Here is a 12,555-nt window from a genome sequence, read left to right as displayed (position 1 = left end):
GCAAATAAATAAGATTGATCTAATGAATATACGTAACGTCGATCTCAACCTTCTCGTCTATTTAAACGTGCTTATAGACGAAAAAAGTGTGTCTAAAGCCGCCAATAAATTAGCGCTAACACAACCGGCAATGAGTAATGCATTAAAGCGATTACGCGATTTATTTGAAGATCCGCTTCTTGTTCGCGCTGCAGGGTCAATGACCCCAACAGCTAAAGCACTCCTGCTTAAACCCGAAATAGAATCATTATTAAAAATGGCTGAAGCAATTACTCAACCTAGTGAGCAATTCAACCCCGCTACGGCTGAAATAACCTTTAGAATAATGGCAAACGACTATTTAGAGTCAACGTTAATTGCACCATTTATAACAGCGCAATTAAATAAAAATCCGGGTATTAATTTTGACGTTTTAAGTCCAAGCGATGTTAACTTACAAGACATGGAAAAAGGCACCATAGACCTTGCTATTAATCGCTTTAACGGATTACCGCGATCGTTTCACCAAGCCACAGTATGGCGCGATAACTACTGCTGTTTAACACACCCCAAGAATACTTTTTTACAAAACGCCACACTCGATGATTACCTCAAAAAAGAACATATTTGGGTAAACCGGGCTGGTTGGGGCCCTGAAGCCGCAGTAACTAATAAGTCAGGTAAACAAAAATTAGGCTGGGTAGATGAAGCACTCTGGCAGTTAGAGCAAACACGTAAAATTAGGGTATTTACCCGCCACTACATGATTGCCAGTTTACTTTGTCAATCAGAGCAACTAGTGGCGACATTACCACGTAGGCAAGCTAAGCTATTAACAACACATACTAACTTAGTAATAAGTCCACCCCCGTTTCAAATAGTGCCTATTGAGGTAAAAATGATATGGAGCCCACTGCTTCACCATGCGCCAGCGCATCAATGGTTACGCCGCGAAATGCTTGAGTTCGCTAAAACAGTAGCAGATAGGTAAATTTTAAAATATCCATTACGTTTTTCAAAAAATACTGAAAAATCTAAATGCACACATTCAATTTACTAGTAAATACATACTAAAAATGACGGCCTCGGTGAGAGGTAAGAAAAACACAACGTTTAAAAACTAATTTTTCAATAAATAAAACATCGAGACACTCACTTTAATAAAGTGAGTGTCTCGATGTTTTGCTTTGGAGTCGTATAAGTCTTAGTAAGGGGAGTAACCTTACTCATTAGTAATTTGCAAAGCCGATACCATGTTTTTTATTTTAAATTAATTCAACACCTTAACCAAGAATCCCATATTCCCTCTGCTGAAACTTGTACCACTTTTGTGCATTTATTTATTTTTTGCACCAAATTAAATAAAAAAGAAGCCAATAAATTTAGCGTAAATTAAATGAATAAAACTTAATATTGATCTAATCAATATCAGTTATTGAAAACAACAATTTCATTAATAATAGAGTTAGCGCTAGAGTGAAGTTAAGCCAACAAACTAAGAGTATTTATTATGACAACAGCTTCTTTCACACGCCAAGACGGGTTATTCATCGACGCTAACTTACATCAGTTCATTGAAGAGCAGTTATGTTCTAAAGCAACATTACAAACAACAGATGTTTACCAAACACTGGCGACATTAGTTGATGAGTTTGGGTGTACTTGTCGTAAAACTAAACACCAACCAAACGATGTACTCGAAGTACAAACACTATTGAACGCTTACCAACTGCAAAACCATCCGCACTGTCATGTGGATGCGCAAACAACTGAAGCGGTACTTGATGAATATTGCTGCCAGGTTCCTGCAATCATTGTTGTTGCTTTAATGGATACGCTTAGTGGTACACAATGCGATGAACCAAATGCACACGACATCTACCATCGTGCCGCACAGTTAACTAATCGCCCATGCGTGCACACAGTTAAAACTGCCTCAGCAGCTTAATAATGAATGTGTTTAAAAGTGCTCGATAACTTTATCTGCAAAGTCTGTGCAGCTTAAGGTTGTCGAGTTATGAGTTTTTGAAGTATCAATGCCTTGCTGGGTTAAATCAAAAGTAACATACCCACTTGCTAATGTGTTTTCTAAAGCATTTTCAATAGTTAATGCCGCCTCATCCCATTTCATAAATTTAAGCATGAGTACTGCGCTCAAAATACTACTGCTTGGATTCGCTTTGTTTTGCCCTGCAATTCGCTCAAATGTACCATGAGTAGGTTCAAAAAAAGCCACATCATTATTCAAGTTTGCAGCAGGCATAATACCTACACCGCCCACTTGAGCGCTGAGCATATCGGCTAAAAAGTCCCCATTTTGATTCGTAGTTGCCACTACATCAAACTGCTCAGGGTTCATTAAACATTGTTGCAGCATGTTATCGGCAATGACTTCTTTAATTATTAGAGGCGCCTGCCCAGTACGCTCAATTTTCAGCCAGCGGCCATTTTCGTGTTCAATAGCATTAAATTCCTTTTTGGCGAGTGCAAAGCCCCAACGTTTAAATGCACCATCAGTAAACTTAAGCACATTGCCTTTATGAACAAAAGTGACAGAATCTCGATTATTATTAAGGGCAAAATTAAGAGCAAAACGTGTTAATCGTTCAGAGCCTTCTTTGGATATATTTTTTATACCTATGCCGCAATCTTGTGAAAACCTAAGGCGCGTTACCCCCATTTCTTCACATAAAAAGTCGAGCATTTTTTCACTTTCAATGCTGCCTGCTTGCCACTCAATGCCCGAATATACATCTTCGCTACTATCACGAAGAACCGTAATGTTGGTTAAAAAAGGATTTTTTAAAGGAGAAGGCAAAGCACTAAACCCTTTGATAGTGCGCATATTTACAAATAAATCCATTTCTTGACGTAAAGCAACATTTAAAGAGCGGAATCCTCCGCCCAAAGGCGTAGTTAATGGCCCTTTTATTGCTATTTTACAGGCTCTTACTGCCTGTATTGTTTCTTGTGGAAACCAATCACCGTCGTAAAGCTTGGCTGCTTGCTCACCATTAAACACTTGCATCCAATGTATTTTTCGCTTGTTTTTGTAACAGTGTTTAATAGCGCAATCTACAATATTTCTCATAACGGGCATAACATCTTGCCCAACTCCATCTCCATTAATATAGGCAATAACAGGCTCTGAAGGAATAACCCACTGCCCTTGCTCATCTACCGTTATATGTTGCCCTTGCTCTGGCATTTTTATATGTTGGTATTGCATCATTAAAGCCTATAAATCAATGTATATGGTCGATTAAACCATGTTAATTAAGGCATGTCTTTAATTGCCTTTTTATAGTTGGTATCAGTTTAAAAAATAACAAATACGATGTGCTTATGTAGTTAAAAGGATGGTCTTATAGCATGTACGGTTCGTATTAGTTTTTAAATATAGAGGGGTTTTAATGAAATTATTGTGGACGTTGTTATTTTTATACTCTTTAAACATCTACGCTCTTGAGGTTGACATACACGAGCTAGACTCGCTGTCTAAAAATGGCCAACAAGTTGTCTCTACCTGGATTGATCAGAGTGTAAAAAAAACTAAAAATACGCTTGGACCTTTAAAGCAAACTACCTTGCCTATTTATTTAAAGCCGCAATATTTTGCATTTGAGCCTGTACCATGGGCAACGGTAAAGCGAAGCAATCCCGATGGGGTTGAACTTCATATTGATAGATTTGCAAGTTTAAATGCATTTACTAAAGACTGGACCCTATATCACGAGCTATCGCATTTATATTTGCCGCTTTTCCCCTACTCTGCTTTTTGGTTAAGTGAAGGGTTTGCTAGTTATATGCAAAACGTAATTATGCGAGACAGCGGTGTAATAACCCAAGCGCAATTTGTTCAACGATTAGATGCTGGGTTTAATAGAGCCAGACTACAAAGCAAAACCAAGTCGCAGCCCTTAAGTGAGCTTTCTGCTGATATGTGGAATCAAGGTGCACAGCAACGTGTGTATTGGACAGGCGCTGCATTTTTTGTTGAAGCCGATTTAGCACTTCACCAGCAAGGTCAAACCCTTGCTGAGATAATAAAAGCCTATCAACTATGCTGTAGAACAGCGCGTTCAAGTGCTAAAACGTTTATCAAAGACCTAGATAAACTCTCACGTAGTAGTATTTTTACTTCTTTATATGCAGAGTATAAAAACCGCACTGACTTTCCAAACGTGACTAAAAAATTAATAAACACACTTTGAGCTGTATTGATTTTAAAGTTAGGCGTCTATCACCAAGATGCTAAAAATCATTTGAAGTTAAATAGTTACAAAAGTATTGATAAGCCTGTTCATTATAATTTAAAGAACGCTTATTCATAAATCCATGACAATAATCTGTTGGTTTGCAAATTACGTTTTGTTTTTTATTAAGCTCATTAATAACAGCAGTCACATCAAAGTGCACCTCATCGTAAGGAAAAATAAACTCACAGGGTACACTTGCGTCTAAATCTAAGTAGTTTCGTATTTGTGATGGATAAAAACCAACCACTTTTTTAAGATGTGGATTGCTTGTTAATAACTGGGCTCGCCATGCGGCACTAGCCCCTGCACTAAAGGCAATGCAAATTGTTGGCTCTGTGAGTCTATCAAATTGTTTATGCAGCATTGCCGTATACACGTTGTGGCCACATGCTTTTATAAAATGTTTATAGTTAAGTTCTTCACTTTCAATAGCTTGCTCTTTCCCACTGTAAGGTTCAACAAGGGTGAACTGAGTGTTTAATGTTTTACAAAAGTCATGTAAAGCCGGTGTTTTTCCGTAAATATCACTTACTATTATGTAATGCATACGATTCCCTTTTGGTGTAATTCAAAGTATTTAACCCAGTTGATAAAGTCTACACTACAAAAACTATACAAATAACTTGCGAGCATAATTTATTTAGGTTACATTCCCTCTCTGGTTTTAAGAAACCACTGCGGTTAACCTATTTACCCTGATCCAGTAAGCCCCGCACAACGTATATTTGAAAGCTAAGTTATTGTACGGCGAGTACCCCTTAAATAATACCGAGATGAATTTTACAATCATCGTAAAAGTGTCATAAAGATCGTCAACACTGTAATGAAGCTAAACACAACATCGTTAATTTATTGACTGCAATCTGCTATAAAAAATAGCGCAGAATAAATTACAAGAATAAAGTGAGTTTTATTATGTCTTATAAATATAACGGATCTATGATCCAAATAGCACATCCTGTGCAATCAATTTCAGTTAATAAACATCGTGTTATCTTTAGTGATACACAAGGTTTAAAAAACGCATTGTTTCAAAAAGCTAGCGATGCGCGTCAATTTGTTAAGTGGCTAAAAGTTAGCTAAGCAAAGCTATATCGCAATCCCATGCGCGATAACACGTAATATTATGCCAGCCCTTGTTGCTGGCATTTTACTTTTTAATACTTAAGTGTTAAAACAATAATCCAATTACATTCGTTGGTTACTGCAATGTTACGTGTACTTTTCACTCTTTTATTTTGTTGCTCTCTAACTTCAGTTTGTCATGCTCAAACAATTAACTGGTTAACCAACGACTTTGCACCTTACTATATATTAAATGGTAAGTATCAGGGCCAAGGCCGCGACGAAACAATCATAAAATTACTCGAAGACCAACTACCTCATATCAAATTCAATCGTGTTGTGGTGCCTGCAAGTAAGCTAATTCAAACCCTTTCTGATAAAACGAATGACGCGTGCGTACTTTCTCTTTATAAAAACGAAAACAGAAAGCAACAAATGGTATTTACACAAGAAAGCTCTACTGTTGGTTTATCTCCCTCTGTTGCACTTCATAAAAAGCTAGCAAATGCGCTATCGCTTAAAAACGACGCTGAGGTGTCTTTGTATGATTTACTACAAGAGAAAAAGCTAACATTAGGCGTGTCTTTGAGCCGCTCTTATGGGGAAGCTATTGATAGTATAATTAATTCAACGCCCGATGTTGACATTGTTATTCGCCCTACCCGAGATAGCTTAGCTAGTCTTACCTATATGCTTAACTTAAAACGCATTGATATTTTACTTGGCTACCCAAGTGAACATTTTTATTTAGCTAAATCTATGAACTTTCAGGATAACTTAACCCAAAGACCATTAACTGAAGCACCTGCGTTAAGCTATGGTTTTATAGGTTGCACTAAAACCGAGCAAGGGATTAAAAATATTGCTTTGCTAAACAAACACCTTAAAGTAATCAAACAAACTGATGCATACATAAATGCCTTATCAAAGTGGTTGCCCGAGCATTTAAAGCCATTGCTAAAAACAAGAATGAACTAAGAAAAAAACGCCACGTAATGTGGCGCTTTCAAAGTTAGTTGTATAATTACAACCCTGCTTATTTACGAATACCTTCAATAAATAACCCAATATCAACATGCGTCGACGCAGGTCCTAAATTATAGTTAATGCCATAGTCACTTAATTTAAGGCTTGTTTCGCCTTCAAATCCAACGCGGTAACCACCCCACGGGTCTTGACCCTCACCTATTTTATCTATTTCAAAGGTAATACTTTTTGTCACACCATGTAATGTAAAGTCACCAGTTACTTTGCCTGAATCATCGTTGTTAAATGTAATGTTAGTACTTTTAAATGTAGCCGTTGGGTATTTATCAACATTTAAAAAATCTTTACCACGTAAGTGCTTATCTCGCTCTGCATGGTTAGAATCAAGACTGGTTGTATCTATATTTACCATTATTTGCGAAGCATTAGGTTTTTCTGCATCATAACTGAATTCACCGTCAAACGTATTAAAACGTCCATGTAGCCAGCTGTAACCCAAATGTTTTATCTTAAAGTTCACAAAAGCATGCGCCCCTTTTGTATCAATAACATATTCAGCAGCATTTACAGCCGATGCTGATAAAACGAGAGCCGCCGATACAGCTGTATTTAGTAATAGTTTGTTCATATTAATCTTCCTTCAATGGGGTAATCATTCTTATTAAAGTTTTATCTTTATCTATAAAATGGTGCTTTAGTGCACCCAATGCATGTAAAACAACAAAACCAATTAATATACATGCACCGTAGTAATGAACTTTTCCTGCTATATCAGCTTGATCATCAAAAACAAAGTCGAGAGCAGACACATTAAACAGGGTAAAAACTTCAATGGGCCTTCCATCTGCAGTTGAGATCAAATAACCAGCTACCACAATCACAGCTAATAAAATGTACATAGCTATGTGGGCAGTATGTGCTAGTTGATTGACTTTAGTATTTGTACCTAGCGGTTTTGGCTGTTTAGAAAAAACACGCCATAAAATTCTAAAAATCAAAATAGCTGCAAGCGTAATTCCGATGCTTTTATGTAAATCAAGAGAACCTTTGTACCAACTGTCATAGTAGGTAAGTTCAACCATGTATAAACCCAAACCAAATAAGCCAATAACGGTAAACGCCATTAACCAATGCAATATAATTGCAACTAACCCATATGAGAGTGAGGTGTTTTTAAACATAATTAAAATCCTGTGTTTTGATAACGACAAGATATAGAAAAGAAGTGCACAGTAAAATAGCATGTGCAAACAGCTTGTGTGCGTATATGCACATAAGTGGTTTACATAAGGGAATTTAGTGGGTAAAGAGGGTGTTTAAGTTTTACTCGAAACGGCTATTCACTGAGGCTTACGTATATTAAGCTCTCTTCATTAACTTGCAGGCAAGTAATAAGCCCTTCCTTGATAAGCTCAAGTATAGCTATAAAGCTTACGACAACTCCGCTGCGACCTTCTGATGCTTTAAACAGTTCGTTAAACACAATTGCACTCTTTGCTTTGGAAAGCTGGTGTAATATTTGACTCATGCGCTCGCGGGTTGATAACACCTCTGCTGTTATTTGATGATGCTCAAAGGTTTTAGCTCTCGCCATAACTTCACTTAAGGCAAGCATTAAATCTTTGAGTTCTAATTCGGGTAGGTTTTTGCTTTTATCGTCGTTAATGGGCATTACCGCATGAGCAACGAAAATATCACGGCCAACACGAGGAATATCATCCAAATTTTCAGCTGCTTTTTTAAACTGCTCGTATTCTTGTAGGCGTTTAATTAGTTCAGCACGAGGGTCTTCCTCTTCTTCGAGCTCTTCGTGAACAGGAAGAAGCAGCCGTGATTTTATTTGCGCTAACAATGCCGCCATGACTAAATACTCACCTGCAAGCTCTAATTGAAATTCGCTCATCATTTCAACATAGCTAACATATTGTTCTGTAATACTAAATATTGAAAGTTCAAGTACGTCAAGCTTATGTTTTTTTATTAAATAAAGAAGTAAATCAAGCGGCCCCTCAAAGGTTTCTAAAATAACTTCAAGTGCGTCGGGTGGAATATATAAGTCTTCAGGTTTATCAACAACGGCCTTTCCATGCAAAAAAGCCAGTGGCAGATTTTGCTGCACTGGCTCATCAATTACTGGTGGAAGTTTAGTCGTTGAAGCCACGTTTAATTACTCAAACGGGCTCACATCACCACAGCCAACACGCAGTATTTTTACATCGTCCTCGGACAAATCAATAACGGTTGTTGCCTGCTCTGGTAAGTATCCACCGTGAATAATAAGATCTACGTGCTTATCAAGCCTATCTAAAATCTCGTCTGGGTCCGACTCTGTAAATTCTTGTCCGGGTAAGATAAGCGAACATGACATTAGTGGCTCGCCCAACTCGGCTAACAGTGCACATGCTATTGGGTGCTCAATAACACGTATGCCAATCGTTTTTTTCTTATCGTTTAATAAACGCTTAGGTACTTCCTTTGTGCCTTTAAAAATAAAGGTATAAGGTCCCGGCGTATTATTTTTAATCAGTCGGAATAATTGATTATCAACGCGTGCATAAGTAGATAACTCTGATAAATCACGACATACAAGTGTAAAATTGTCGTTTTTATCAATGCCACGAATACGCTCTATACGCTCTTTGGCTTGCTTATTACCAATATTACAGCCAATTGCATAGCCAGAGTCGGTAGGGTAAACAACAACACCACCTTGTTTTATTATATCAACAGCTTGAGTTATTAACCTTGCTTGTGGGTTATCTGGATGAATATGAAATAATTGACTCATGTTAATGCCCCTTCTTGTCCTTCCCAAACTTGCCAAACACCTTGGCAATCTTTAGGTAAGTATAAATTTTTACCAAGCTCTAAATAGCTTGTCGGAAAATGAAAATCTGAGCCTTGTGAACATAATAATTCGTAGTCTCTGCTGAGTTCACCTAAAAATTGACGTTCACTAGGTGCTTGCTGAGGTTGCGCTACTTCCATTGCATCTCCCCCTGCATTTTTAAATTCAACTAACAGTTTACGCAACCACTTATTAGACATTCTGTAACTACTTGGATGGGCAAGCACTGCAACCCCTCCTGCTGCATGTATTGCTTTAATAGCGGTTTGCATATCACACCAACAGCTTGGTACGTACCCCGTTTTACCTCGCCCTAAATACTTTTTAAATACTCCAGGGAAATTTTTAGCGACTCCACGTTGCATTAATGCACGTGCAAAATGGGCACGTGTAATTTGTCCATTTACAGCAAGTTCTTTAGCTTGGTCGTAAATGCCTTCAAAGCCATTTTTTTCAAGGCGAAAGCCTATTTGTGTTGCCCGTTCCTCTCGCTTTTGCTGCTGAGCAGTTAATAAAGCATCGAGCTCTTCGTTATCAATATTTATGTTTAACCCGACAATGTGGATCTCAAAGCTTTCCCACTTTGTCGATATTTCAGTGCCTGTAATTAATGACAGCGGAAGATTCTCTGACTGAATAAATGATTGAGCCGGTTTAATAGCTGCCACAGTGTCATGATCGGTAATAGCAAACACATCAATATTTTTATCTACTGCACGGTTTAATAATTCTTCAACCGTTAAATGTCCGTCTGAATGTGTTGTGTGGCTATGTAAATCATATTTTATCAAAAGAAAACTGCTTAAAATTAAGGTTTGAAGGTATTTATGCAAGTATAACAAGTTTTTTCATTAAATTGTTTTAAATAAACACTTGACACAAAAGCACTAGATACGTTTTACTGTAGCCACTTTAAGACACATAAAGAATTAAAAACAATGAACAACTCAAACCTAAACACAATTTGGTGGTGGCACTCGTAATTATCGGGTGATGAATTGTCGTGTCTGACAAAATTTCAAAACCCGCAAATATGCGGGTTTTTTTATAACTAAATTTTAATAAATACATAATAAATTTGAGGCAGAAAACATGAATAGCGGTATTACTCTTACACATCATTGGTGGTGGCGCCTGGTATAGCGGGACGGTAATGATCTGTTTGTAATTTAGATATCGTTATTCAAACCCCGCATTGCACAGCATTGCGGGGTTTAATTTTTTGAGGGAATGAGGTTTGATTTTTAGTCATATAACAACTACACCGGGTGAAGTAACGAGTATTACGCAAACACGCGACTACATCAGTAGTCCACTTGCGCTCTACGCAGCACTTGATAAACCTAACTCACTGCTACTTGAATCGGCTGAAATTGATTCTAAAGACAGTGTAAAAAGTTTAATTTTAGTCGATTGCGCATTGCGCATTGTTTGCCAAGGCAAAAAAGTCACGATTACAGCTCAGTCAAACAATGGCCAACAGCTGTTAAGTTACTTACAAGCTCATGTTAAAAACTGTAACGCAGAATTAAACGATACAAGCCTAACCCTAAATTACTTGAGTACAAGTAACGACATTGACGAAGCCAGTAAACTAGTGGCCGATAATGCATTTAGTGCCCTACGAACCTGTATTAACTCAATCAAAAGCACCACCGACAACCCTTTCTCTCTATTTTTAGGCGGTGTATTTGCCTACGACATGGTTGCAAACTTTGAACAGCTAAGTGACGTTCCCGATGGCGAGAACAGCTGTCCTGATTATGTATTTTATTTAGCTGAGACATTAGTTGTAATAGACCACCAAAAACAGACCACCGAACTTATCGGTAACGTGTTTAACGGCCCTGACGTACACGCAAACTGCTTTGAAGTAGGCAAACAGCTAGAGCAGTTAAATAGCCTTTGCGATAACGCAGCCCAATACAGCGCCCCATTAAACAAAGGCGAATGTGAGGTGAGCGTAGACATAAGCGACAGCACCTACTGTCAGCAGGTTGTAAAACTTAAAAAGAACATTGTAGACGGTGATATTTTTCAGGTTGTTCCTTCTCGTACTTTCTCGCTGCCTTGCCCTAATGCTTTACATGCGTATAGCCAATTAAAACAACAAAACCCAAGCCCTTATATGTTTTATATGCGCGATGAAGACTTTGCTTTATTTGGCGCATCACCCGAATCGGCCCTTAAATACGATATTAATAACCAGCAGGTAGAAGTGTACCCAATTGCAGGAACGCGCCCTCGTGGTAAATTTGCTAATGGGCAAATAAATCCCGATTTAGATAGCCGTATTGAGCTTGAACTTAGAAACGATCAAAAAGAACGTGCAGAACACCTAATGCTTGTTGACTTAGCCCGTAACGATGTGGCTCGCATTAGTGTTGCAGGTACACGTCATGCCAAAGAGCTATTGAAAGTAGACCGTTATTCGCAAGTTATGCATTTAGTTTCACGTGTTGTTGGTACGTTAAAACCAGAACTTGATGCACTTCACGCTTACCAAGCATGCATGAACATGGGTACCTTAGTAGGCGCACCTAAAGTTCGCGCTGCAGAATTAGTTCGCCAAACAGAAGGAAAACGACGTGGCAGTTACGGTGGCGCAGTAGGTTATTTAACCGGTGATGGCGCAATGGACAGCTGTATTGTTATTCGCTCTGCCTTTGTTAAAAACAACATGGCTTATGTGCAAGCCGGTGCCGGGGTTGTATTTGACTCAGACCCGCAATCTGAAGCTAACGAAACTCGCGCTAAAGCTCAAGCGGTTATTACCGCCATAAAATCAACTTTCGAGGCGGTATAACATGAGTGCATCACAGCCAATCAAAATTTACTTTTTAGATAACTTTGACTCGTTTAGTTACAACTTGGTAGACGAACTAACTATGCTCGGTGGTGAGCTTGTTGTGTATAGAAATAACATAAGCGCCGATACTATTTTTAATAAAATGCGCCAAGAGCAAGGCCAAGTATTACTTGTACTTTCACCAGGCCCAGGCACACCAAGCGATGCTGGTTGCCTTATGGATCTTATTGCGCTGTGTAAAGGCCATTTCCCTATGCTGGGTATTTGTTTAGGTCAACAAGCGTTAACACAAAGTTATGGCGGGGTAATCGGACATGCGGGTGAAACCGTACATGGTAAGTCATCAATTATTGATCTAAGCACACACCCTGTGTTTAAAAATATGGGCGATACAATGCCGGTGGCACGTTACCACTCATTAATGGCTACGCAAGTACCTGATAGCATAGAGGTAATAGCACAATACCAAGATATTCCTATGGCTATTTATCACCATGATGACGGTGCTCTGGGTTATCAGTTTCACCCTGAATCAATACTAACGCCCAACGGGGCTATGTTGCTGCAACAAAGTGTTGCTTACCTAACAAATAATAATTAAGAGGACG

14 protein-coding genes are annotated in these 12,555 nt (G+C 38.4%); 7 read left to right on the top strand and 7 right to left on the bottom strand.

Going from position 1 to position 12,555, the window contains the following annotated elements:
* Nucleotides 1-22: 22 nt before the first annotated feature.
* Nucleotides 23-970: a LysR family transcriptional regulator gene (locus tag R0J88_RS00885; protein ID WP_008131472.1), complete on the top strand. Its 948-nt coding sequence runs from the start codon at nt 23-25 to the stop codon at nt 968-970.
* A 519-nt stretch (nt 971-1,489) separates the two neighbouring features.
* The gene (locus R0J88_RS00880) at nt 1,490-1,927 is read left to right on the top strand and encodes a hypothetical protein (protein WP_006792199.1); all 438 of its coding nucleotides are present in this window, start codon (nt 1,490-1,492) and stop codon (nt 1,925-1,927) included.
* Nucleotides 1,928-1,939: 12 nt separating this feature from the next.
* Here R0J88_RS00880 and icd read toward each other — a convergent pair whose 3' ends face one another.
* A complete protein-coding gene (icd, locus tag R0J88_RS00875; RefSeq protein ID WP_410898867.1) occupies nt 1,940-3,208 on the bottom strand; it encodes an NADP-dependent isocitrate dehydrogenase in 1,269 nt (422 codons plus the stop codon).
* A 184-nt stretch (nt 3,209-3,392) separates the two neighbouring features.
* Between icd and R0J88_RS00870 the strand changes: the two genes are divergently transcribed.
* The gene (locus R0J88_RS00870) at nt 3,393-4,193 is read left to right on the top strand and encodes a hypothetical protein (protein ID WP_410898780.1); all 801 of its coding nucleotides are present in this window, start codon (nt 3,393-3,395) and stop codon (nt 4,191-4,193) included.
* A gap of 40 nt (nt 4,194-4,233) precedes the next feature.
* Here the strand turns inward: R0J88_RS00870 and R0J88_RS00865 are convergent, their stop codons facing one another.
* Nucleotides 4,234-4,785 carry a hypothetical protein gene (locus R0J88_RS00865; protein ID WP_410898779.1) on the bottom strand — a complete coding sequence of 184 codons (552 nt, stop codon included), beginning with the start codon at nt 4,783-4,785 and terminating at the stop codon, nt 4,234-4,236.
* 368 nt (nt 4,786-5,153) lie between these two features.
* Here R0J88_RS00865 and R0J88_RS00860 point away from each other — a divergent pair, with 368 nt between their 5' ends.
* Nucleotides 5,154-5,321, top strand: a complete 168-nt coding sequence (locus R0J88_RS00860; protein WP_008131463.1) for a hypothetical protein — start codon at nt 5,154-5,156, stop codon at nt 5,319-5,321.
* A gap of 126 nt (nt 5,322-5,447) precedes the next feature.
* On the top strand, nt 5,448-6,281 hold the full coding sequence (locus R0J88_RS00855; RefSeq protein WP_039036843.1) for a transporter substrate-binding domain-containing protein: 834 nt from the start codon (nt 5,448-5,450) through the stop codon (nt 6,279-6,281).
* A gap of 58 nt (nt 6,282-6,339) precedes the next feature.
* Here R0J88_RS00855 and R0J88_RS00850 read toward each other — a convergent pair whose 3' ends face one another.
* The 5 genes from R0J88_RS00850 to rnm all read right to left on the bottom strand — a co-directional run bounded on the left by R0J88_RS00850 (nt 6,340) and on the right by rnm (nt 9,929).
* Nucleotides 6,340-6,918 carry a YceI family protein gene (locus tag R0J88_RS00850; RefSeq protein WP_410898778.1) on the bottom strand — a complete coding sequence of 193 codons (579 nt, stop codon included), beginning with the start codon at nt 6,916-6,918 and terminating at the stop codon, nt 6,340-6,342.
* Nucleotide 6,919: 1 nt separating this feature from the next.
* Entirely contained in the window at nt 6,920-7,471 is a 552-nt protein-coding gene (locus tag R0J88_RS00845) for a cytochrome b (protein ID WP_410898777.1), read from the bottom strand.
* Nucleotides 7,472-7,626: 155 nt separating this feature from the next.
* Complete coding sequence (locus R0J88_RS00840) at nt 7,627-8,451, bottom strand: segregation and condensation protein A (RefSeq protein WP_410898776.1); 825 nt, start codon at nt 8,449-8,451, stop codon at nt 7,627-7,629.
* Nucleotides 8,452-8,457: 6 nt separating this feature from the next.
* Entirely contained in the window at nt 8,458-9,078 is a 621-nt protein-coding gene (locus R0J88_RS00835; RefSeq protein ID WP_006792208.1) for an L-threonylcarbamoyladenylate synthase, read from the bottom strand.
* Entirely contained in the window at nt 9,075-9,929 is an 855-nt protein-coding gene (gene rnm, locus R0J88_RS00830; RefSeq protein WP_410898775.1) for an RNase RNM, read from the bottom strand. The genes R0J88_RS00835 and rnm overlap by 4 nt, the downstream gene beginning before the upstream one ends.
* 446 nt (nt 9,930-10,375) lie before the next feature.
* On the opposite strand from rnm, the gene R0J88_RS00825 reads away from it, so the two are divergent.
* Together R0J88_RS00825 and R0J88_RS00820 are read left to right on the top strand one after the other, a co-directional pair.
* The gene (locus R0J88_RS00825) at nt 10,376-11,944 is read left to right on the top strand and encodes an anthranilate synthase component 1 (RefSeq protein WP_410898774.1); all 1,569 of its coding nucleotides are present in this window, start codon (nt 10,376-10,378) and stop codon (nt 11,942-11,944) included.
* Between the two features lies 1 nt (nt 11,945).
* On the top strand, nt 11,946-12,548 hold the full coding sequence (locus R0J88_RS00820; RefSeq protein ID WP_410898773.1) for an aminodeoxychorismate/anthranilate synthase component II: 603 nt from the start codon (nt 11,946-11,948) through the stop codon (nt 12,546-12,548).
* Nucleotides 12,549-12,555 lie beyond the last annotated feature (7 nt).

It is taken from the genome of Pseudoalteromonas sp. SIMBA_162, from assembly GCF_046535955.1.
Lineage (GTDB): Bacteria > Pseudomonadota > Gammaproteobacteria > Enterobacterales > Alteromonadaceae > Pseudoalteromonas > Pseudoalteromonas marina.
This window is presented reverse-complemented; position numbering and strand designations above follow the sequence as displayed.

Excerpts from the sequence above, each read along its gene's own strand:
- R0J88_RS00820 (WP_410898773.1), top strand. The coding sequence starts at position 11,946 with ATGAGTGCATCACAGCCAATCAAAATTTACTTTTTAGATAACTTTGAC.
- R0J88_RS00870 (WP_410898780.1), top strand. The coding sequence starts at position 3,393 with ATGAAATTATTGTGGACGTTGTTATTTTTATACTCTTTAAACATCTAC.
- R0J88_RS00850 (WP_410898778.1), bottom strand. The coding sequence starts at position 6,918 with ATGAACAAACTATTACTAAATACAGCTGTATCGGCGGCTCTCGTTTTA.
- R0J88_RS00885 (WP_008131472.1), top strand. The coding sequence starts at position 23 with ATGAATATACGTAACGTCGATCTCAACCTTCTCGTCTATTTAAACGTG.
- R0J88_RS00835 (WP_006792208.1), bottom strand. The coding sequence starts at position 9,078 with ATGAGTCAATTATTTCATATTCATCCAGATAACCCACAAGCAAGGTTA.
- R0J88_RS00865 (WP_410898779.1), bottom strand. The coding sequence starts at position 4,785 with ATGCATTACATAATAGTAAGTGATATTTACGGAAAAACACCGGCTTTA.
- R0J88_RS00860 (WP_008131463.1), top strand. The coding sequence starts at position 5,154 with ATGTCTTATAAATATAACGGATCTATGATCCAAATAGCACATCCTGTG.
- R0J88_RS00845 (WP_410898777.1), bottom strand. The coding sequence starts at position 7,471 with ATGTTTAAAAACACCTCACTCTCATATGGGTTAGTTGCAATTATATTG.
- R0J88_RS00855 (WP_039036843.1), top strand. The coding sequence starts at position 5,448 with ATGTTACGTGTACTTTTCACTCTTTTATTTTGTTGCTCTCTAACTTCA.
- R0J88_RS00880 (WP_006792199.1), top strand. The coding sequence starts at position 1,490 with ATGACAACAGCTTCTTTCACACGCCAAGACGGGTTATTCATCGACGCT.
- icd (WP_410898867.1), bottom strand. The coding sequence starts at position 3,208 with ATGCAATACCAACATATAAAAATGCCAGAGCAAGGGCAACATATAACG.